The organism is Kitasatospora sp. YST-16 (assembly GCF_026802215.1).
Taxonomy (GTDB): domain Bacteria; phylum Actinomycetota; class Actinomycetes; order Streptomycetales; family Streptomycetaceae; genus Kitasatospora; species Kitasatospora cineracea.
Map to the genome: position 1 here is coordinate 7129250 of NZ_CP113837.1, position 20894 is coordinate 7150143.

18 protein-coding genes and 1 pseudogene are annotated in these 20894 nt (G+C 74.4%); 9 read left to right on the plus strand and 10 right to left on the minus strand.

Going from position 1 to position 20894, the window contains the following annotated elements; translation table 11 throughout:
* The first annotated feature begins 17 nt into the window (after positions 1–17).
* On the plus strand, positions 18–686 hold the full coding sequence (locus OU787_RS32065; RefSeq protein WP_268661957.1) for a response regulator transcription factor: 669 nt from the start codon (positions 18–20) through the stop codon (positions 684–686).
* 88 nt (positions 687–774) lie between these two features.
* Positions 775–1923, plus strand: coding sequence for a squalene/phytoene synthase family protein (locus tag OU787_RS32070; RefSeq protein WP_268661463.1), 1149 nt, complete (start codon positions 775–777; stop codon positions 1921–1923).
* Between the two features lie 165 nt (positions 1924–2088).
* Here OU787_RS32070 and OU787_RS34935 read toward each other — a convergent pair.
* Positions 2089–2523: pseudogene (locus OU787_RS34935) on the minus strand (RNA polymerase sigma factor); the annotation flags it as partial.
* A 25-nt stretch (positions 2524–2548) separates the two neighbouring features.
* On the opposite strand from OU787_RS34935, the gene OU787_RS32075 reads away from it, so the two are divergent.
* From OU787_RS32075 to OU787_RS32085, 3 genes are all read left to right on the plus strand, one after another.
* Positions 2549–4078: a UDP-N-acetylglucosamine 1-carboxyvinyltransferase gene (locus OU787_RS32075; RefSeq protein ID WP_030462477.1), complete on the plus strand. Its 1530-nt coding sequence runs from the start codon at positions 2549–2551 to the stop codon at positions 4076–4078.
* A gap of 97 nt (positions 4079–4175) precedes the next feature.
* Positions 4176–4967, plus strand: a complete 792-nt coding sequence (locus OU787_RS32080) for a helix-turn-helix domain-containing protein (protein WP_268661464.1) — start codon at positions 4176–4178, stop codon at positions 4965–4967.
* A 109-nt stretch (positions 4968–5076) separates the two neighbouring features.
* Complete coding sequence (locus OU787_RS32085) at positions 5077–6528, plus strand: MFS transporter (RefSeq protein WP_030462475.1); 1452 nt, start codon at positions 5077–5079, stop codon at positions 6526–6528.
* A 27-nt stretch (positions 6529–6555) separates the two neighbouring features.
* Here OU787_RS32085 and OU787_RS32090 read toward each other — a convergent pair whose 3' ends face one another.
* The 4 genes from OU787_RS32090 to OU787_RS32105 all read right to left on the minus strand — a co-directional run bounded on the left by OU787_RS32090 (position 6556) and on the right by OU787_RS32105 (position 10396).
* Positions 6556–7389 (minus strand): DUF1684 domain-containing protein, encoded by an 834-nt coding sequence (locus OU787_RS32090; RefSeq protein WP_268661465.1) that lies wholly within the window; start codon positions 7387–7389, stop codon positions 6556–6558.
* A complete protein-coding gene (locus tag OU787_RS32095; RefSeq protein ID WP_268661466.1) occupies positions 7386–8771 on the minus strand; it encodes an NtaA/DmoA family FMN-dependent monooxygenase in 1386 nt (461 codons plus the stop codon). Before OU787_RS32095 ends, OU787_RS32090 begins: the two co-directional genes overlap by 4 nt.
* Positions 8772–8793: 22 nt before the next feature.
* Positions 8794–10092, minus strand: a complete 1299-nt coding sequence (locus tag OU787_RS32100; RefSeq protein WP_268661467.1) for an LLM class flavin-dependent oxidoreductase — start codon at positions 10090–10092, stop codon at positions 8794–8796.
* 175 nt (positions 10093–10267) lie between these two features.
* Complete coding sequence (locus OU787_RS32105; protein WP_255358128.1) at positions 10268–10396, minus strand: hypothetical protein; 129 nt, start codon at positions 10394–10396, stop codon at positions 10268–10270.
* Between the two features lie 300 nt (positions 10397–10696).
* Here OU787_RS32105 and OU787_RS32110 point away from each other — a divergent pair, with 300 nt between their 5' ends.
* A complete protein-coding gene (locus tag OU787_RS32110; protein ID WP_268661468.1) occupies positions 10697–11782 on the plus strand; it encodes an LLM class flavin-dependent oxidoreductase in 1086 nt (361 codons plus the stop codon).
* A 192-nt stretch (positions 11783–11974) separates the two neighbouring features.
* On the opposite strand, the gene OU787_RS32115 is transcribed toward OU787_RS32110, so the two are convergent.
* From OU787_RS32115 to OU787_RS32130, 4 genes are all read right to left on the minus strand, one after another.
* Positions 11975–12181 (minus strand): hypothetical protein, encoded by a 207-nt coding sequence (locus OU787_RS32115; protein WP_268661469.1) that lies wholly within the window; start codon positions 12179–12181, stop codon positions 11975–11977.
* Positions 12182–12366: 185 nt separating this feature from the next.
* Positions 12367–12858 (minus strand): GNAT family N-acetyltransferase, encoded by a 492-nt coding sequence (locus tag OU787_RS32120; protein WP_030462469.1) that lies wholly within the window; start codon positions 12856–12858, stop codon positions 12367–12369.
* Positions 12859–13121: 263 nt separating this feature from the next.
* Entirely contained in the window at positions 13122–13802 is a 681-nt protein-coding gene (locus tag OU787_RS32125) for an NAD-dependent epimerase/dehydratase family protein (protein ID WP_268661470.1), read from the minus strand.
* A gap of 28 nt (positions 13803–13830) precedes the next feature.
* Positions 13831–14409 (minus strand): TetR/AcrR family transcriptional regulator, encoded by a 579-nt coding sequence (locus tag OU787_RS32130; protein WP_268661471.1) that lies wholly within the window; start codon positions 14407–14409, stop codon positions 13831–13833.
* A 124-nt stretch (positions 14410–14533) separates the two neighbouring features.
* Here OU787_RS32130 and OU787_RS32135 point away from each other — a divergent pair, with 124 nt between their 5' ends.
* Entirely contained in the window at positions 14534–15352 is an 819-nt protein-coding gene (locus OU787_RS32135; protein WP_268661472.1) for an SDR family oxidoreductase, read from the plus strand.
* 24 nt (positions 15353–15376) lie between these two features.
* Here the strand turns inward: OU787_RS32135 and OU787_RS32140 are convergent, their stop codons facing one another.
* A complete protein-coding gene (locus OU787_RS32140) occupies positions 15377–15985 on the minus strand; it encodes a TetR family transcriptional regulator (protein ID WP_268661473.1) in 609 nt (202 codons plus the stop codon).
* Positions 15986–16106: 121 nt separating this feature from the next.
* On the opposite strand from OU787_RS32140, the gene OU787_RS32145 reads away from it, so the two are divergent.
* Positions 16107–17120, plus strand: a complete 1014-nt coding sequence (locus tag OU787_RS32145) for an alcohol dehydrogenase catalytic domain-containing protein (protein WP_268661474.1) — start codon at positions 16107–16109, stop codon at positions 17118–17120.
* A 732-nt stretch (positions 17121–17852) separates the two neighbouring features.
* The gene (locus OU787_RS32150; RefSeq protein ID WP_268661475.1) at positions 17853–20360 is read left to right on the plus strand and encodes a glycoside hydrolase family 9 protein; all 2508 of its coding nucleotides are present in this window, start codon (positions 17853–17855) and stop codon (positions 20358–20360) included.
* The last annotated feature ends 534 nt before the right edge of the window (positions 20361–20894 follow it).

Genomic DNA, 20894 nt, shown 5'->3' on the forward strand with positions numbered 1-20894 from the left:
ACGCCCGCGTGAGCGCGGTGGCGGTGGCGCCCGCCGTCACGCTGCTGATCGCCGACGACGACCCGGTGACCCGCAGCGGCCTGCGGGTCCTGCTCGCCGCGCAGCCCGGGATCACCGTGGTCGGCGAGGCCGTCGACGGCCTGGAGGCGGTCGAACAGGCCCGGCTGCTGCGGCCGGACGTGGTGCTGATGGACGTGCGGATGCCGCGCTGTGACGGCATCGCGGCCACCCGGCGGATCCTCGCCGAGGTGCCGGAGCCGCCCAGGGTCATGGTGATCACCACGTTCGAGAACGACGGCCACGTCACCGCCGCGCTCGGCGCCGGGGCCAGCGGGTTCGTCCTCAAGCGCCTGCCGGTGGACCGGATCGCCCGGGCGGTGCGGACCGTCGCCGCGGGCGAGGAGATCCTCTTCCCGGCCGACCTGCGCCGGATGGTCACCGCCCGCCCGCTGGACTCCGGGCGGGCCCTGCCGGACGCGGGCCTGACGCCCCGTGAGGAGGCCGTGCTCCGGCTGATGGCCACCGGGCGCTCCAACCCCGACATCGCGCACGCGCTCACCGTCAGCCCCGAGACCGTCAAGACCCACGTCGGCAACGTCCTGACCAAGCTCGGCGCCCAGAACCGCACCCACGCCGTGGTCCTCGCCTACGAATCCGGCCTGGTCGTCCCGGGCCTGCCCGGCTGAACCACCCCGGCCGGGCAGGCCCGGGTACTGGCAGGATGGCCGGTCAGGAACGGGAACAGGGGCGGGAACGACGGAAGGGCGGGGACGGGTGGGCGGCTGGGAGCGGGCGCTGGACGCGGCGGGGGTGCGGGAGCCCGCGCTGCGGGAGGCGTACGGGCGGCAGCGGGCGGAAGTGGCGGCGTACAAGCGGGAGGTCGCGCTGGCCGCCGGGCTGCTGCTGCCGCCCGCGACGCTGCCGCACGTGATCGCCGCGACCGCGTTCATGCACCGCACCGACGACCTGCTGGACAGCGGGCCGCCCGCCACCCGCCGGGCCGCGGCCGACCGCTGGCGCGCGGAGGTCGCCGCGGCGCTCCGGGACGGCCGCACCGACCGGCCGGACCTGCGGCCGCTGCTGAACAGCGTCGAGGCCCGGCCGGTGCTGCGCGGGCGGGTGCTGGACTTCCTGGCCGCCGCGGACGCCGACCTGGACTTCGCGGGCTTCGCCACCGAGGCCGACTACCAGGACTACCTGGACGGGTACTCGCTGCCGGGCTTCATGGTCGTCGCCGCACTGCTCGGCCCGGACGGCGACCAGCGCGCCTACCTGGCGGCCTGCCGGACCTTCATCGACTCCTGCCAGCGGCTCGACTTCGTCAACGACCTCGCCGAGGACCTCGCCGACGGCCGCCTCACCCTGCCCCGGCAGACCCTGGCCGAGCACGGCGTCACCCGCGCCGACCTGGAACGGGGCGAGGCCACCCCGGCGGTGCGGGCCCTGCTCGGGGCGCTGCTGGACCGGGCCGACCGGGACCGCGCCGCCGGCCGGACCCTCGCCGGGCTGGTGGCGCCCGCGCACCGGCCGATGGTCCGCTGCCTGGTCGGCGTCGAGCGGCTCACCGCCACCGCCGCCCGGGCCGACCCCGGCGCGCTGCTGCGCCGCCCGGCGAGCCCCGCCAAGCCCGCGCTGCTGCGGCTGCTGGGCCGCGAGTACCTGCGGGCCCGGCGGGTGCGGAGGGGTAGCGGGCGGGGGCTCAGCCCGGGTGCTGTTCGGTCATGGTCGCCCCGGCCGCCGTCCGGAGCCGCAGGAAGGCGCTGCGCGGCAGGCCGCCGTCGGCCGGGCGCGGGCCCTGGGCGGCGGACGGCTCGGTGCCCTGGAACAGGTCGACCGGCGTGCCGTCCCACCTGTTGCCGCTGGCGCGGGAGTTCGCCCCGCGCTGGACGTCCCGGCCGTTGTCGGGGGCGGCGTCGGCGGTGAGCACGGCCGCCGCGTCCGGCAGGCGGTGGCGCGCACGAGTTCCCGGCGCTGGGCGGACAGCGCCGGCTCGGCGACGCCCCGCTCGGCGAAGTCGCCGGCCGGGCCGGGAGCGTCCAACGCCTCGAAGCGGTGCGGAAGTTCGAGCACCCGGTGGCGGCCGTGCTCCTGCGCCCGGCGGTAGGCGATCGCCACCAGCCAGGACCTGAAACGTTCGGGCTCGCGCAGTTCGGGCAGGCCGCGCACCGCCCGCAGCACGGTCTCCTGGGTCAGGTCGCCGGCCTCGTCCGGGCCGACCGCCCGGGCGATCAGGTGGTGCACCGGCGACAGGTGCCCGCCCAGCAGCCGTTCCGGCGCTGCCGCGTCCCCGGCCCGGGCCGCCGCCACCAGCCGCGGGACCTCCCCCTCCGGCTCCCGCCGACCGTCCGCACGCACCGCCGCACCCCTCCCCGTCCCCGACCGGCCTCGTCGGGGTCCGCATCCTGGCACGCCCGCGCCCGGCCCGTGAAGCGGTTCGGCGGCGGGCCCGGCCGCAACGGGCGCCGGCTGACCCGGGATCAACCGCCAGGAACGCGCCGCGCAACCAGCAAAGATGCATTGCATCGCACAGGTGAGATATGTTCGCGCAGTGACCGAAGACTACCTCTCCCGCATCGGCAAGCTCGTCCGCGCCGCCCGCACCCACAAGGGCTGGACCCAGACCCAGCTCGCCGCGGCCCTCGGCACCACCCAGAGCGCGGTGGCCCGGATCGAGTCCGGCGGCCAGAACATCGGCCTGGACCTGGTCGCCCGGATCGGCGAGGCCCTGGACAGCGAGATCGTCTCGCTCGGCGTGGCCGGCCCGATGAACCTGCGGGTGGTCGGCGGCCGCACCCTCTCCGGCAGCATCGAGGTCCGCACCAGCAAGAACGCCTGCGTCGCCCTGCTCGCCGCCTCGCTGCTCACCACCGGCCGCACCACCCTGCGCCGCGCCGCCCGGATCGAGGAGGTCTACCGGCTGCTGGAGGTCCTCGCCAGCATCGGCGTGCGCCACCGCTGGACCAACGGCGGCGTCGACCTGGAGATCACCCCGCCCGCGCAGCTCGACCTCTCCGGCATGGACGAGGACGCCGCCCGCCGCACCCGCAGCATCCTGATGTTCCTCGGCCCGCTGCTGCACCGCGCCGACCGCTTCGAGATCCCCTACGCGGGCGGCTGCGACCTCGGCACCCGCACCGTCCAGCCGCACCTGTCCGCACTGCGCCAGTTCGGCCTGCACGTCAGCGCCACCACCGGCAGCTACCGCGCCAGCGTCGACCGCACCGTCTCCCCGCAGCGCCCCATCGTGCTGACCGAGCGCGGCGACACCGTCACCGAGAACGTGCTGCTCGCCGCCGCCCGCCACCCCGGCACCACCGTCATCCGCAACGCCAGTGCCAACTACATGGTCCAGGACCTGTGCTTCTTCCTGGAACTGCTCGGCGTCGAGGTCGAGGGCATCGGCACCACCACCCTCACCGTGCACGGCAAGGCCGTCATCGACACCGACGTCGACTACGCCCCCTCCGAGGACCCGGTGGAGGCGATGAGCCTGCTCACCGCCGCCGTCGTCACCAACTCCGAACTGACCGTCAGCCGGGTCCCGATCGAGTTCCTGGAGATCGAGCTCGCCGTCCTCGAGGAGATGGGCCTGGACTGCGAGCGCGGCCCCGAGTACCCCGCCGCCAACGGCCGCACCCGGCTCACCGACCTGACGGTGCGCCCCTCCAAGCTGGTCGCCCCGATCGACAAGATCCACCCGATGCCGTTCCCCGGCATCAACATCGACAACCTGCCGTTCTTCGCCGCGATCGCCGCCTGCGCGCACGGCTCCACCCTGGTCCACGACTGGGTGTACGAGAACCGCTCGGTCTACCTCACCGAACTCGGCCGGGTCGGCGCCAACGTCCAGCTCATGGACCCGCACCGGGTCCTGGTCGAGGGCCCCACCCGCTGGCGCGCCGCCGAGATGATGTGCCCGCCCGCGCTGCGCCCCGCGATGGTCCTGCTGCTGGCCATGCTGGCCGCCGAGGGCACCTCGATCCTGCGCAACGTCTACGTGATCAACCGCGGCTACGAGGACCTGGCCGCCCGCCTCAACTCGGTCGGCGCGCAGATCGAGGTCTTCCGCGACATCTGAGCCGTCCACCGCGACATCGCACCAGTGCTGTAGGGCCCGCCCGGCCGAGGCCGGGCGGGCCCGGCGTAGATTGGGGCCGGACGGAAGGGGGACGCCGATGACGGTGGACGCGGTCGAACGGGCGCAGGTGGGGCCGCTGCTGGCGCAGTGGCGGCGACGGCGCGGGATCAGCCAGCTGGAACTCGCCAACCTGGCGGGCGTCTCGGCCCGGCACGTCGGCTTCGTGGAGACCGGGCGCTCGCAGCCCAGCCGCGAGATGCTGCTGCGGCTCGCCGAACACCTGGACGTGCCGCTGCGGGACCGCAACACGCTGCTGCTAGCCGCCGGCTACGCCCCCGTCTTCCAGGAGAAGGCACTCGACGACCCGGCGATGCGGCCCGTCCTGGACGCGGTCCGGCGGGTGCTGCACGGCCACCGGCCCTACCCGGCGCTGGTGCTGGACGGCCGGCGCACCATCGTCGCCTCCAACGAACCCTTCGACCGGCTGTTCACCGCGGGCGTCGCCCCGCACCTGCTGGCACCCCCGGCGAACGTGCTGCGCCTGGTCCTGCACCCCGACGGGATGGCCCCCCGGATCGTCAACCTCGGCCAGTGGCGCGCCAAACTGCTCACCGGCCTGGCCCGCCGCGCCGCCCTCGACGAACGCCTCCGCCCGCTGCACGAGGAACTGCTCGGCTACCCGTGCGACCAGCCGGTGCCCGAACTGCACGTGCCCGGACCGGACGAGATCATGATCCCGCTCGAACTGCGGTACGGCGACCGGGAGTTGTCCTTCATCGGGACGATCGCCACGTTCGGCACCGCCCGCGACCTGACCATGGCCGAACTGATCATCGAGAGCTTCTTCCCCGCCGACGACCGCACCGCCGCCTACCTGGCAGGTAGTTGAGGCACCCGGCGGCCCCGGGAAGAGTGGAGCCCGTACCGCGCCCCGCCCCCGCAGCCCGGGGGCGGAGCGGCGCGGCCCTCCCGTCGCCTCCCCAGGAGCCCGCCCTCCCATGACCGACAGCACCACCGTGCCCACCGCCGCCCCGCCCGCCGCCGGGCCGCCCGGGCCGCACCGCGCCACCCTGCCGATCGTCCTCACCGGCGTCTTCCTCGGCGGACTCGACTTCTTCATCGTCAACGTCGCCGTCCCCGCCGTCCAACGCGACCTGCACGCCACCGACGCCCAGATCCAACTCATGGTCGCCGCCTACGCGTTGACCTACGGCGTTGGACTGATCACCGGCGGCCGGCTGGGCGACCTGTACGGCCGCCGCCGGATCCTCGCCCTCGGCATGGCCCTGTTCACCGCCGCCTCCGCCGCCGCCGGAGCCGCGCCCACCGCGGACCTGCTGATCGCCGGACGGGTGCTCCAGGGCGCCGCGGCCGCCCTGATGGCCCCCCAGGTGCTCGGCATCATCACCACCTCCTACCAGGGCCCGGCCCGGACCCGGGCGGTCGGCTGGTACGCCGCCGCGTCCGGGATCGCCGCCGTGTTCGGCCAGCTGATCGGCGGCGTGCTGATCCGCGCCGACCTGTTCGGCCTCGGCTGGCGGGCCTGCTTCCTGGTCAACCTGCCGATCGGCCTGGCCGCCGCGACCGCCGCGGCCCGCCTGCTGCCCGAGTCCAAGGCCCCCGGCCGCCCCCGCCTCGACCTGACCGGCCTCGCCCTGGCGACCGCCGCACTGACCGCGCTCTGCCTGCCGCTGATCGAGGGCCGCGAACAGGGCTGGCCGCTGTGGACCCGGCTGCTGCCGGTCGCCGCCCCGCTGCTGCTCGCCGCGTTCACCCTCCAGCAGCGCCGCCTGCGCCGCCGCGGCGGCACCCCCTCGGTCGACCTGGCGCTGTTCCGCGAACGCGCCTTCACCGCCGGACTCGCCGCCCAACTCGTCTTCTGGGCCTCGATGGCCTCCTACTTCCTGGTGTTCGCGCTCTACCTCCAGCAGGGCCGCCACCTCACGCCGATCGCCTCCGGCCTGGTCTTCAGCGCGCTCGGCGCCGGCTACGTCGCCGCCTCCGCCACCGCCCGCCACCTCGCCGCCCGGATCGGCCGGCACGCCATCACCGCGGGCTGCGCGCTGCGCGCCGCCGGACTGCTGCTGGAGCTGTGGGCGGTCGCCGGGGACGGGCGGAGCCCGGGGTGGCTGCTGCCCGGCCTGCTGCTGGACGGCGCCGGCATGGGCCTGTCCTTCGCCCCGCTGACCGCCACCGTGCTGGCCCGCGTCCCGGCCGCGAGCGCCGGCTCGGCCGGCGGCGTGCTGACCACCGGCCTCCAGGTCGGCAACGCCCTCGGCGTCGCCCTGATCGGCCTGGTCTTCTACCGCGTGCTCGCCGACACCCCCGGCCCCGGCGCCGTCCCCGCCGCGTTCCGGGCCTGCCTGTGGTGCGTCCTGGCCGCCACCGGGCTGCTCGCCCTGATCGTCCAGGCCCTGCCCGGACGGCGGGCGGAGCGGCGCCGGCCCTGACGGACCGCCGCCGCTTCCGGGTGCCCGCTACGGCAGGCCGCCGCGCTCCAGCGGGATGCGCTCGCCGGCCTCGACCGCCGCCGGGAGGCGGTTCCCGGCGGGCGGCAGCGGGCAGGTCGCCAGGTCGGTGTAGGCGCAGGGCAGGTTGGTGGCCCGGTTGAAGTCGACCGTGACCCGGCCCTGCCCGTCCGGCGCCGGGACGCTCAGCACCCGGTTGGCGGCGTACGTGGTGACGCCCGAGGTGGCGTCGGTGAACAGCACCTGGAGGCTGCCCGGCCGGTGCCCGTTGAACGCGGTCAGCCGGTGGGTGCCGCCGCCGTCGGGCAGGGTGAACTCGATCTCGCCCGGCGCGTCGTACACGTGCTGCAGGCCCTCGACGGCCGCGCCGACCGTCACCGGGCGCGGCGCCTCGAACGGCAGGTAGCGGCCGGTCACCGCCCAGCGCGGGTCCGGCGGGTACGCCGGGGTGCGGGTGAAGCCGCGCAGCAGCGGGTTGCCGGGGTGCCGGGGCCGGACGATGTCGCGGCCGCCGCGCTTGGCGACCTCGACCACCGCCTCGCCCGCCGCCGCGTACCGGCTGGAGCGCTCCGGCAGCACGCCGAAGCCGTACCGGCCGCGCACCGGCTCGCCGTCCAGCAGCAGTTCCTCGTCCGCGGCCAGCTCGACCCACACCCCGTCCGGGCCGGTCCACCAGGCGCCCGGCGCGTCCGGGAAGCGGGTCGGCTCGCCGTCCAGCCAGTGCAGCGAGGTGACGGCGAGGAAGCCGTGCGGGTCGGCCAGCGCGCGCTGGCTCGCGGCGTGCCACTCCTCCCACGCGCGAGTGAACTCCTCGGCAGTGGTGGACTCCTGAGTGGTCGTCATATCGCTTCCTTCGCGGGGCTGTTGGTCAGGGGCGGCAGGTCGAGGTGCTCGCGCAGGGTGCTGCCCTCGTACTCGGTGCGGAAGACGCCGCGCTCCTGGAGCAGCGGCACCACGGTGTCGGCGAACCCGTCCAGGCCGCCCGGGGTCAGGTGCGGGGCCAGGATGAAACCGTCGCTGGCGTCCTCCTGGACGAAGCGGTTCATCTCCTCGGCGACCCGCGCCGGGGTGCCGATGAAGGACTGCCGGCCGGTCACCTCGATCAGCAGGTCCCGGACGGACAGCTTCTTCGCCTCGGCCAGCGCCCGCCACTCGCGGGCCACCGCCAGCGGGTCCCGGTTCATCCGGACCGAGGCCCGCCCCCGGGCCACCGTGTGCTCGCCGACCAGCGGGTCGACCGCGGGCAGCGGCCCCTCCGGGTCGAGGTCCGACAGGTCCCGGTTCCAGACCTGCTCCAGCAGCCGGATCGCGGTCTGCCCGCTCACCTGCTGGCGGCGGACCAGCGCCGCCCGCTCGTGCGCCTCCGCGTCGCTGTCGCCCAGCACGAAGGTCACCGCGGGCAGGATCTTCAACGACCCGGGCTGGCGCCCGTACCGGGCCAGCCGCCCCTTCACGTCCGCGTAGAACGCCTGCCCGGCGACCAGCGTGCCGTGCCGGGAGAAGATCGCGTCCGCCGAGGCGGCGGCGAACTCGCGGCCCTGCTCGGAGTCGCCCGCCTGGAAGATCACCGGACGCCCCTGCGGCGAGCGCGGCACGTCGAACCGGCCCGCGATGTCGAACTCGCTGCTGCGGTAGGAGAATTCACCCGCCGCCGGATCGCCCAGGAACACCCCGGACGCCGGATCGGCCACCACCTCGTCCCCGCGCCAGGAGTCGAACAGCCGCCAGGACGCCTCCAGGAACTGCCGGGCCCGGGCGTACCGGTCCTCCTCGCGCAGGAAGCCGCCGCGCCGGAAGTTCTCCCCCGTGAACGCGTCCCAGGAGGTCACCACGTTCCACGCCGAGCGGCCCGCCGAGAGGTGGTCCAGCGAGGCGAACTGCCGTGCCACCTCGTACGGTTCGTTGAACGTCGAGTTGATCGTGCCGGCCAGGCCGAGCCGGTCGGTGACCGCCGCCAGCGCCGCCAGCACGGTGAAGGTGTCCGGGCGGCCGACCACGTCCAGGTCGTAGATCAGGCCGTTCTGCTCGCGCAGCCGCAGCCCCTCGGCCAGGAAGAGGAAGTCGAACTTGGCCCGCTCGGCGGTCCGCGCCAGGTGCGCGAAGGAGCTGAACTCGATCTGGCTGCCCGCCTGCGGGTCGCTCCACACCGTGGTGTTGTTCACGCCCGGGAAGTGCGCCGCCAGGTGGATCCGCTTGAGCGGCCTGCCGTTGTTCTCGTTGCCCATGTCGGTTGCGTTCCTTAGGAGTTCAGGCGGTGGCGGTGGCGGTGGCGGTGGCGGCGGGTACGGCGGGTACGGTGGCGGTGGCGGTGGCGGCGTAGCGGTTGGCGGGGCGCGGCAGGCCCAGCAGGCCGCGCAGGGTGGACGCCTCGTAGGCGGTGCGGAACCGGCCCCGGCGCTGCAGCTCCGGCACCAGGCCGCGGGTGATCCGCTCCAGGTCGTCCGGCAGCACCCCCGGCCGCAGCCGGAAACCCGACAGCCCCGCTTCCGCCAACTCCTCCAGCAGATCGGCCAGTTCGGCGGGCGTCCCGGCGAACACCCGGGCGTCGCTGCGGTACGCGGCGCCCGCCGCCTCGTCCAGCCGGGCCAGCCGCTCGGCCGCCGCGCCCGGCCGCTCCGCCAGGAACACCGCCAGGTCGGCGAAGACGTGCACCGTCTCCGCGGCCCGCCCGGCCTCCCGCTGGGCGGACCGGATCTCGGCCAGGACCGCCCGGGCCTCGTCCGCGTCGTGCGGCGTCACGAAGGCCAGGTCGGTGGAACGGCCCGCCAGCCGGAACGGCTCGGCCCGGTGGGCGAGCGCAGCGACCAGCGGCTGGCCCTGCGGCGGGCGGGGCGTGATGGACGGGCCGCGCACCGAGAACCGGGGCCCGGTGAAGTCGATGTAGTGCAGCTTCTCCCGGTCGATGAACCGGCCGGTCGCCGCGTCCCGGATCTCCGCGTCGTCCTCCCAGCTGTCCCACAGCCGGCGCAGCACCTCCACGTAGTCCTCGGCCTCGCCGAACTCCGCCGCCAGGGCGGCCGCCGCGGCGGGGGAGTCCAGGTCGTCCGCCCGCAGCGCGGGCGCCCCGCGGCGGCCGAAGTGCCCGGCCTCGTCGACCCGCCCCGAGACCTTCACCCGCAGCCCGGCCCGGCCCCCGCTGACGAAGTCCAGGGTCGCCACCGCCTTCGACAGGTGGAACGGCTCGGTGTGCGTCACCACCGCCGTCGGCACCAGCCCGATGTGCCGGGTCAGCGGCGCGATCCGGGCCGCCACCAGCACCGCGTCCAACCGCCCCCGCACCCGGTCGGTCCGGGCGTCCGGCTCGAACGGGTGCTCCGACTGCAGGCTCAGCCCGTCCTCGATGGTCAGCAGGTCGAGCAGGCCGCGCTCCGCCTCCGCCGCCAGGTCCGCCCAGTACCGGGCCGTGAACAGCTCCCCCGGCCGGGCCCCCGGCTCCCGCCACGCGGCGGGATGCCAGCCGGCGCCGTCCAGCGCGACGGCCAGGTGCAGCAGGGGAGCGGAGGCGGCGGGGACGGGGGAGGCGGGTGCTGCCGGGGATGCGGGCATGGCGGACCGGTTCCTGTTCACGAGGGCCCCGGAGGTTCACGGGGATCACGGGGTGCACGGGGTGCGGGGGAGGAGGCGCGGGCGGACGCGTCGGGGCATCGGGACGCCGGGGCGTCGGGACGTCAGGACACGTCGTCGCGGGCGGAGCGGAGGAAGGGGTGCGGGCGGGGCGGACTCAGCCGACCGGGCAGCCCGGACAGAGCGCGGCGCTCACCCGCAGCAGGTCGACCGGCCGGTCGAGGTACACCTCGCGCTCCAGTGCCCGCACCGCCGTCACCTCCCCGTCCGCCTCTCGCGGCACCACCCGGGCGCCGCCGTCCTCGCACCGTAACCCCGCACCCGGGCCCGGCACAACGCTGTTCACACAGCGGTAACGAACCGCCGGATCCGGTGCCGCACAAGGCCGTTGACACCCCGCCCGGGGCCGTCCTAGCTTGGCCGCGACGGGACGGATCCGGGAGGTGGACGACGGTGCGGGCAGCGGAGCGCGCGGTGCACCTCGACCGGCCCGTCGACCTGCAGCGCGTCAGCAGCGCGCTCTGTCCGGCCGGTTGAACCAGCCCAGCGCCGACGCCCCCCTCCGCCGCACAGGAGCCGCACCGCCATGTCCGCCACCACCGCCTTCCACTGGTTCCTGCCCACCGGCGGCGACGCCCGCGACCTGGGCGGCGCCGCCCACGGCACCGGCATCGGCGGCGCCGCCCCCGCTGCCGCCGACCGCCCCGCCACCCTCGGCTACCTCACCCAACTCGCCCAGGCCGCCGACCAGTTGGGCTACGACGCGGTCCTCACCCCGACCGGCGCGCACTGCGAGGACGCCTGGATCACCACCGCCGCACTGATCGCCGCCACCCGCCGGCTCAGGTTCCTGGTCGCCTTCCGCCCCGGCCTGGTCGAACCCGCGCTCGCCGCCCAGACCGCCGCCACCTTCCAACGCCTCTCCGGCGGACGGCTGCTGCTCAACGTGGTGGCCGGCGGCAGCGACGCCGAACAGCGCGGCTACGGCGACCGGCTCGGCCACGACGCCCGCTACGCCCGGGCCGGCGAGTTCCTCGACGTCGTCCGCACCGCCTGGCGCGGCACCCCGTACGACCACGCCGGCCCGCACTACCGGATCGACGGCGGCCACCTGCGCCAACCGCCCGAACCCGCGCCCCGGATCTACTTCGGCGGCTCCTCCGACCCCGCGCTCGACGTCGCCGCCCGGCACGCCGACACCTACCTGACCTGGGGCGAACCCGTCGAACAGGTCGCCGAGAAGATCGCCCGGGTCCGCGCGCTCGCCGCCGCCCGCGGCCGGTCCCCGCGCTTCGGCCTGCGCGTGCACGTGCTCAGCCGCGCCACCGCCGCCCGCGCCCGCCAGGACGCGCAGGACCTGATCGCCGGACTCGACGACGCCGCGATCGCCGCCGGGCAGCAGCGCCTGCGCGCCCTGGAGTCCGTCGGCCAGCGCCGGATGCTCGACCTGCACGGCGGCCGCCGCGACCGCCTGTGGATCGCCCCGAACCTCTGGGCCGGCATCGGCCTGGTCCGCGGCGGCGCCGGCACCGCCCTGGTCGGCAGCCACCGCGAGGTCGCCGCCCGCCTCGCCGAGTACCGCGACGCGGGCGTCGACGAGTTCGTCCTCTCCGGCTACCCCCACCTGGAGGAGGCGTACACCTTCGCCGAACACGTCCGCCCGCTGCTCTGACCCCGCTTGCTGCTCTGACCCTGCCCTCTGCTCTGACCCCGCCTCCGGGCAAGGCCCGGACCTCCCGCCGCCCGGGACGTTCGGCCCCTGCCCGTACCGCCCCGCCCGGCCGTACGGTGGAGCCTCACCCGCAGGACGGGCCGGCGGGGCCGTGACACCCCGCCGGCCCACCGGGCGGACGGGGGTTTCCGGTCAGGGGCGCCTGCGGCGGCGGGACGGGGTGTCGCGCACGGCTCGGGCGACGGCCGCGACGTAGCGGGGGACCGGCTGGACGACGCCGGGCGCCTCCCGGTCGGTCCAGTGGTGGAAGTAGGCGCGTACGTGGGCGTCGAGTTGCTCGGGGCGGGGTTCTGCGACCGGGCGGAGCGCGATCGTCTCGCGCCGTCCGATGACGTGCACCTCCAGCGGGCGGGCCGCCGCGTCGTAGGCCGCCGCGATCTCGTCGGTGAAGCCGGGTTCGGTGAGCTGCTGGAGTTCCGCGTCGTCCGCGCAGGGCAGGAGCCAGCCGTCCTCGCAACTCCGCCCCTGGCCCCTAAGCCCCCGGCCCCCAGCCCTCAGCCCCCAGTTCTCGGCTCCCGCGACGGTCAGGGCAGCGGGCGGTGCATGATGTGCAGGCCGACGTAGCCCTTCTCCGGGTGCCGGAAGCCCTCCGGGAGGGTGCCCAGGACGGTGAAGCCGAGCGAGCGGTAGAGGTGGACCGCGGGGGTGTTGGTCTCGACCACCGCGTTGAACTGCATGCCCCGGTAGCCGGCCTCCCGGGCCCAGTCCAGGGAGTACTCGCACAGCGCCCGGCCCACCCCGCGGCCGGAGTGGGCCGGGTCGACCATGTAGCTGGCGCTCGCGGTGTGCGAGCCGTTGCCCATGTGATTGGTGTTCATCTTCGCGGTGCCCAGCACCGTGCCGGCCTCGTCGACCGCCACCACGGTGCGGTTCGGCGCGGACAGCAGCCACCAGTCGCGGCCCTGTTCCCGGCCGAGGTCGAGCGGGTAGGTGAAGGTCTCGCCCGCGGCGACGATCCGATGGAAGAACGGCCAGATGGCGACCCAGTCCTCTGCGGTGGCTTCCCTGATCAGCATGCGCCCAGCATGCCCGGCCGGGCCGCCCGGCTGCCACCTCCCGACGGGGCCGACGGAGCCGCCGGAGCCGACGGAAGACAGGGCAGACAGGGCAGACGGGGCGGAAGGAAGAGGGGGATCGGGTTCCCGCGGTCCTCGCTCCGGAGTTGAAGAGGCTGTTCTTCGAAAACTCAACGGCCGCCCACGCAAGGCGCCGGGCCGGGATGCCCCGGCCGAGCACCTGGGTGATCTGCTGACGGCAGTGTGCCTTCGCGGCTCCGGCGTCAGGGCGACTGGGGCCGGGCAGCGGCCGCTTCGTTGATGTCGCCCGTGGCCAGGACCCGGCCGGGCGGCCCGTCCTGGGCGGTGCGGATCATGGCCTGCCCGAGTTGCGTGCTGCTGGTGACGTGGCGCGGGGCGAGGCGGCGCAGCAGTGGGTTCAGCGGGGCCAGGATCCGGTAGAGGAGGGTGTACCAGGGGGTCTTGGAGGTGGTGCCGGGCAGCGGCGTGATGAGCGCGGGGCGGAACATGTAGGCGCGCGGGGAGAGTTCGAGCAGGGCGTTCTCGGTCTCGCCCTTGACGCGGGCCCACATCATGCGGGACCTGCCGGTGGGGTCGGTGCCGGCGCCGGAGACGTAGCAGAACGCCAGGTCGGGGGAGGCGGTGAGCAGGGCGCGGGCGGCGGCCAGCGGGTAGTCGTGGGAGACGGTGCGGTAGTCGGCCTCGCTCCGGCCGGCGGCGGAGACGCCCAGGCAGTAGAAGCAGGCGTCGTACCCGGCGAGTTGCTCCTGGATCGCGGTGAGGTCGGTGAAGTCGCCGTGGTGGATCTCGTGGAGCTTGGGGTGGGTGCGGCCGGTGGGGGTGCGGCCGACGACGAGGACGTCGGTGACGCCGTCGTCGCGCAGGCAGGCGTCCAGGACGCCCTGGCCCACCATGCCGGTGGCGCCGAAGATGATGGTGCGCACGGTGTTCCCGTTCTGTCGTGGGGAGGGTTCAGGCGGTCGGCCCGGGGCGGCCGTTGGTGGTGAGGCCGGGCAGGACGAGGGTGAGCCAGCGGTCGTTGTCCCGGGTGTCGCGGTGGGCGGGGGCGGCGTCCAGGAGCAGGTGGAAGTCGGCGAGGGTGACGTCGGGGTGGACGTCGCCGTCGTCCTGCCCGGTGCGGATGAGGGTGTTCAGCGCGGTGGTGACGCGCTGCAGCGGGCCGTCGGGTTCGGGGTCGGCGCCGAGCGCGCGGGCGGCGGCCTTGACGGCCATGTCGTTGGCGGCGGTGCCGAGGAAGTGCCGCAGGAAGGCGGCGATCTCCTCCAGTGCGCGGGAGCCGGTGGCGAGCCGGGCGACGGCGCTTTCCAGGCCGTCGGCGAGGCGGTCGAGCCAGTCGGCGACGACGGCCTCGACGAGGTCGGTCTTGGCGGGGAAGTGCCGGTAGAGGGTGCCGACGGCGACCCCGGCGGCGGCGGCGATCTCGTCCATGCCGACGTCCGGCCCGTGGGCGGCGATCTGCTCCCGGGCGGCGTCGAGGATCTTCTTCCGGTTGCGGGCGGCGTCCGCGCGCAGGGGTCGGGCCGAGGCCATGGCGTTCTCCGGGGCTGGTCGGGCGGTCGCTTGCACAAACATGAACTCTGATTCACTATAGATCATGAACCACGGTTCATCTTACTGGGACCGCCCCCGGCCCCACCGATCCGAGAAGGCAGACATGAGCAAGATCTGGTTCATCACCGGCGCGTCCCGCGGCCTGGGCCGCTCCTTCACCGAGGCCGCCCTCTCCCGCGGCGACAAGGTGGCCGCCACCGCCCGCGACACCGACACCCTGAAGGATCTCGCCGAGGCCCACGGCGACGCCCTCCTCGCCCTGCCCCTGGACGTCACCGACCGCCACGCCGTCCACGGCGCGGTCACCGCGGCCCACGAGCACTTCGGCCGCCTGGACGTCGTGGTCAACAACGCCGGCTACGGCCTGTTCGGCATGGTCGAGGAGGTCACCGAACAGCAGGCCCGCACCCAGCTGGACACCAACTTCTTCGGCGCCCTGCACGTCACCCAGGCCGCCCTGCCCCTGCTGCGCGCCCAGGGCAGCGGGCACATCGTGCAGATCTCCTCCCTCGGCGGCGTCGTCGCCTTCCCCTCCCTGGGCATCTACAACGCCTCCAAGTGGGCACTGGAGGGCATGACCGAGTCCCTCGCCCAGGAGGTCGCCCCCTTCGGCATCAGGACCACCCTGGTCGAACCGGGCGGCTTCGGCACCGACTGGGGCGGCTCCTCCGCCACGCACGCCACCCCCATCGACGCCTACCAGCCCGCCCGCGACGCGCTGGCCGCCGTCTCCGCCGGCACGGAGTACGGCGACCCGAAGGCCGCCGGCCGCGCCCTGCTGGAGATCGTCGACGCCGAACGGCCCCCGCTGCGCGTCCTGTTCGGCGCCGCCCCCCACCCCATGGTCAAGGACGCCTACGCCCAGCGGCTGCGCACCTGGGCCGACTGGGAGCACGTCTCGGCCGCCGCCGACGGCCACTGACCCCGCCCGCCCGCCGGGCCCGGATCACCGGGCCGGTTCGCCGCCGGGCTCGGGCTCGGGGTCGGGGCGGGTGAGCGCCCGGACGGCCGCGGTCAGGGCCGCGCGGTGGCGTTCGAGGCGCGCGGGCGCGAAGGCGTCGCCGGGCACCAGGGCGCGCAGGGCCGGAGAGGCCGTGAACCAGGCGGTCACCTGGCCCAGGACCAGGGCGAGCAGGTCGACGGCGTCCACGGCGGCGGTGACGGTTCCGCGCCGCTGGGCGTCGGCGACGGCCTCGACCTTGGGGCGGTAGGCGTCGGTCTCGGCGGGGGTGGCCCCGGGCCGCTCCAGCTGGTGCCAGGCGGCCAGGCGGAGGATCTCGGGCTGCCGGACGAGGTGGTCGAACATCGCTCCGGCGTAGCCGGCCAGGTCGTCCGCGGTGAAGGGGACCGCGTCGGCGAGGACGCCCAGGTGCTGGGCGAGGACGACGTCGAAGAGCTCCTCCTTGTTGCCGTAGTAGACGTAGATCAGCCGCTTGTTGCTGGCGGCCTTCTCGGCTATGCGGTCCACGCGGGCGCCCGCGAGGCCGTACTGGGTGAATTCCTCGAAGGCGGCCTGCAGCAGGCGGGCCTTGGTGGCAGCGGAGTCCGGTGGCATGCCACCACCCTACCCGACCAGGTAACTATCCAGTTATTGACGAGGTGGAACCGTCGGCGTACGTTGTACATAACCAGTTAGTTACTTCTGTTGGCCGCCCGACCGAGAGGACCGATCGATCATGAAGGCCGCCGTCATCCCCGCCCTCAACGCCACCTGGGAACTGCGCGACATCCCCACCCCGAAGGCCGAACCCGGCCAGGTCCTGATCAAGGTCCACGCCACCGGGATCTGCTTCACCGACATCTGGACCACCCGCGGCGCCGCCGGCGACGTGTTCCCCAACACCCCCGGACACGAGGTCGTCGGCGAGGTCGTCGAAGTCGGCGAAGGCGTCCGCACCCGCCGGGTCGGCGACCGGGTCGGCACCACCTGGGTCCAGTCCACCTGCGGCCGCTGCGCCTACTGCAAGGAGAACCTCCCGCTGTCCGGGCAGGCGGCGGTGAACTGCCCCGACGCGCGACTGACCGGATTCACCGTCCAGGGCGGGCACGCCGAGTACATCGCGGTCCCCGCCACCGGCACCGTGCTGATCCCGGACGGCCTGTCCTACGAGGAGGCCGCCCCGATCTTCTGCGCCGGCTACACCACCTGGAGCGGCCTGCGCGCCGCCGAGCCCGAGCCCGGCGAGCGGATCGCCGTGCTCGGCATCGGCGGCCTGGGCCACCTGGCGCTCCAGTTCGCCAAGGCCGCCGGCCACGAGACCATCGCCGTCACCCACTCCCCGGACAAGCGCGACCTGGCCCGCGAGCTCGGCGCGGACCTGGTCGTCGCGGACGGCGCCGAACTGCAGGCCGCCGGCGGCGCGGACGTCCTGCTGCTCTGCTCCAACTCCTACGACGCGGGACGGGCCGCGATGCAGGGACTGCGGCACGACGGGCGCGCGGTCCTGCTCGGCCTCGACCCGTTCGCCGAATTCACCATCCCCAACACCGCGCAGCCGTTCTTCGCGCAGCGCCAGAAGTTCATCGGCGCCACCCACAACGGCCTGAACTACCTCACGGAGGCCCTGGACCTGGCCGCATCCGGCAAGGTCACACCCATGATCGAGACCTTCCCCAAGGAACGGATCGTCGAAGCCGTCACCAAGGTCACCGACGGCAACGTCCGCTTCCGCGCCGTCATCACCTACTGAGACCCAGCGAGGCGCGAACCGGGCACACTCCCGGCCGACCGGGCCCGCCTCACGGCCGCTTCGCCGAGGATCTCGAACACATCGCCCAAGCGCCGGCAGCCGCCGACGCAAGACGCTCGGCCGGGGGTACCCCGGCCGAGCGTCTACGCGATCTACTCGCCATCCGAAACCGAGCGGTGTTGCGACGCCCTCTTGAAGCCGAGAGGGCGGGACAGGGGCTGACGGGGCGGCGGGCTGGGAGGAGGAGGTTGGGGCGGCAGGCGGAAAGGAAGAAATCGGGGCGCGGGGTGGGAGCGGGGAGGGAGGGAGACGGGACAGGGGTCGACGGGTCGACGGGGCGGCGGGCTGGGCGGAGAAGGTCGGGGCGGCAGGCGGAAAGGAATGGAAGCCGGACCGCTGCGTCCCCGCGGTTGGCGCGGTCGGCAGTTCGGCGCCGAACCGGGCGTCGGGCGGCGCGGCCGGGCAGGTCGGAAGGAGCCGGGCAAGCCGTCCGCGTCACCGGACGCCGCCGCGGCGGTGCTCGGGTCGCCCCGTCAACTCCCGCCTGTAACTTCCAGGTTGCGCATTGACACCCGTGCGGCGGCGCGGCCACCATGGACGCCGCCCACCGCCTGCCGACCCCGTCCCGAGCCGCTCCGGGATGGGAGCGCTCCCATGGGGTTGACGCAGGTCACGGGCCATCCGATCGGCTTCCCCCACACCCCACCCCCACAGCCGCCCCGGAAGGACACCATGCCGCACCCCGCCGCACCCCCACCCGGCCCGCCCGCACCGCCCCGCTCCACGCCCGCCCGCCCGACGGCCGCCCGGACGCAGGGCTCCGCCCGGCGCGCCCTCGGCGGGCTGCTCGCCGCCACGGCCCTCGCCGCCGGCGCGCTGCTGCCGCTGCACGCCTCCTCGGCCGCGGCCGCCGCCGACCCGGCCGCCGCGCCCGCGTTCAACTACGGCGAGGCGCTGCAGAAGTCGCTGCTCTTCTACGAGGCCCAGCAGTCCGGCCACCTGCCCGCCACCAACCGGGTGAGCTGGCGCGGCGACTCCGCGCTCGACGACGGCAAGGACGTCGGACTCGACCTGACCGGCGGCTGGTACGACGCGGGCGACCACGTCAAGTTCGGCCTGCCGATGGCCGCTTCGACCACCATGCTGGCCTGGGGCGGCATCGCCGAGAAGCAGGGCTACACCGCCTCCGGGCAGATGCCGTACCTGAAGAACAACCTGCGCTTCGTCGACGACTACCTGATCAAGGCCCACCCCGCCCCCAACGTGCTCTACGGCCAGGTCGGCAGCGGCTCGGCCGACCACGCCTGGTGGGGCCCGGCCGAGGTGCTGCCGATGGCCCGGCCCGCGTACAAGATCGACGCCTCCTGCCCGGGCTCGGACCTGGCGGGGGAGACGGCCGCCGCGCTCGCCTCCTCGTCCATGGTCTTCGCGGACAGCGACCCCACCTACTCCGCGACCCTGCTCACCCACGCCAAGCAGCTGTACTCCTTCGCCGACACCTACCGCGGCAAGTACAGCGACTGCATCAAGGACGCCCAGGGCTACTACAACTCCTGGAGCGGCTACAACGACGAACTGGTCTGGGGCGCCATCTGGCTCTACAAGGCCACCGGCGACAGCAGCTACCTCGCCAAGGCCGAGAGCTACTACGCCAACCTCTCCACCGAACCGCAGTCCACGACCAAGTCCTACAAGTGGACGATCGCCTGGGACGACAAGTCCTACGGCGACTACGTGCTGCTGGCCCAGCTCACCGGCAAGCAGCAGTACGTCGACGACGCCAACCGCTGGCTCGACTGGTGGACCGTCGGCGTCAACGGCAGCCAGGTCAAGTACTCCCCGGGCGGCGAGGCCGTGCTCGACTCCTGGGGGTCGCTGCGCTACGCCGCCAACACCTCCTTCGTTGCCCTGGTCTACTCCGACACGCTCACCGGAGACCCGACCCGCCAGGCCCGATACCACGACTTCGCGGTGCGCCAGATCGACTACGCGCTCGGCGACAACCCCCGCAAGTCCAGCTACCTGATCGGCTTCGGCGCCAACTCCCCGAAGAACCCGCACCACCGCACCGCCCACGGCTCCTGGACCGACCAGCTCACCAACCCCGTCGACAGCCGCCACACCCTGATCGGCGCCCTGGTCGGCGGCCCCAGCTCGGCCGACGACTCCTACACCGACGACCGCTCCAACTACGTCAACAACGAGGTCGCCACCGATTACAACGCCGCCTTCACCGGCGCGCTGGCCCGGCTCTACGGCGAGTACGGCGGCAACCCGCTCACCGCCTTCCCGCCCAAGGAGACCCCGGACGGCCCGGAGATGTCCGTCCAGGCGTCGGTGAACGCCGCCGGCACCAACTTCACCGAGATCAAGGCGTACCTGATCAACAAGTCGGCCTGGCCGGCCCGCGCGCTCAAGAACGCCTCGCTGCGCTACTACTTCACCCTGGAGCCCGGGGTCAGCCCGAGCCAGATCACCCTCACCACCAACTACAACCAGTGCGGCGCGGTCACCGGGCCCACGCTCTACTCCGGCTCCACTTACTACGTCACGGTCGACTGCTCCAACACCGTGATCGCCCCGGCCGGACAGTCCGCCTACCGCAAGGAGGTCCAGTTCCGGATCGCCTCATCGGGCGCCTGGGACCCCACCAACGACTGGTCGTACCAGGGCATCTCGCTGGTCCCCGGCTCGACGCCGGTGGACGCGGCGAACATCCGGCTGCTGGACGGGGGAGCGCCGCAGTGGGGCGCCGAACCGGGCACCGGCCCCGGCCCGTCCACCTCCCCGTCGCCCTCGCCGTCCGCCTCGGTGTCGTCCTCCCCGTCGCCGTCGCCGTCGCCCTCCGCTTCGGTGTCGCCGTCCCCCTCCGCCTCTCCCTCGGCCTCTCCCTCACCCTCCGCCACCGCCTCGCCGCAGCCGGTCTCCGGGTGCGCGGTCACCTACACGGTGGGTAGCAGTTGGGGCACCGGGTTCACCGCCGACGTGACGGTGCGCAACACCGGGAGCAGCACCGTCTCCGGCTGGAAGCTGGCCTGGACGTACCGGGGCAACGAGGCGGTCAGCAACGCCTGGAACGCCCAGGTGGTGCAGAGCGGCGCGGCCGTCACCGCCACCGACGCCGGGTGGAACGGCACGCTGGCCCCGGGCGGTACCGCGTCCTTCGGCTTCCAGGCCACCGGCACCCCCGCCGCGCTGCCCGCCTTCACCCTCAACGGCACCGCCTGCAGCACCGCCTGACGCCGCCTCACCCCGCCTTCCGCCCCCGTCCCCGCCGTCGTGCGGGGGCGGGGGCGTTCGCGTGCGCGGTGGCCGGAAACGGTGGGGTGCGGCGGGGCGGGGGAGGGGCGACGGCGCGGCGGGGCGGTGGTTCGGGGACAACTCGGGGCGGCTGGCTCAAATGTCGTTGGTGACCGGGATAAACATCCGGATCCGCAAGATCACCGTATCGAGGTAAATACCCCCGTCCTCGCGGGCGAAGAACGCCTACGGAGCGTTAGCGTTCCTCAAGATCCGACCGAGTCGGCCACGAATCCTGACGATTCGTCATCTTTCCGTATCCCGAGGAGCGTTCGCCCATGACCGTTGTGACCGGCCCGGCCGCGGACGCCCACGGAACGGGCTGACCACGGGATCCCCGCTCGTGGCGGACGGCCACCGGCCGCCCGCCACCGTCCGCGCGCCCGGACACCCTCCCGCGCCACGCACCACCCGTCCGCACCGACGCTCCCCCGTCGCGGCCGGCGAGCCCCGCCACCCGTCCGACCAGACCGC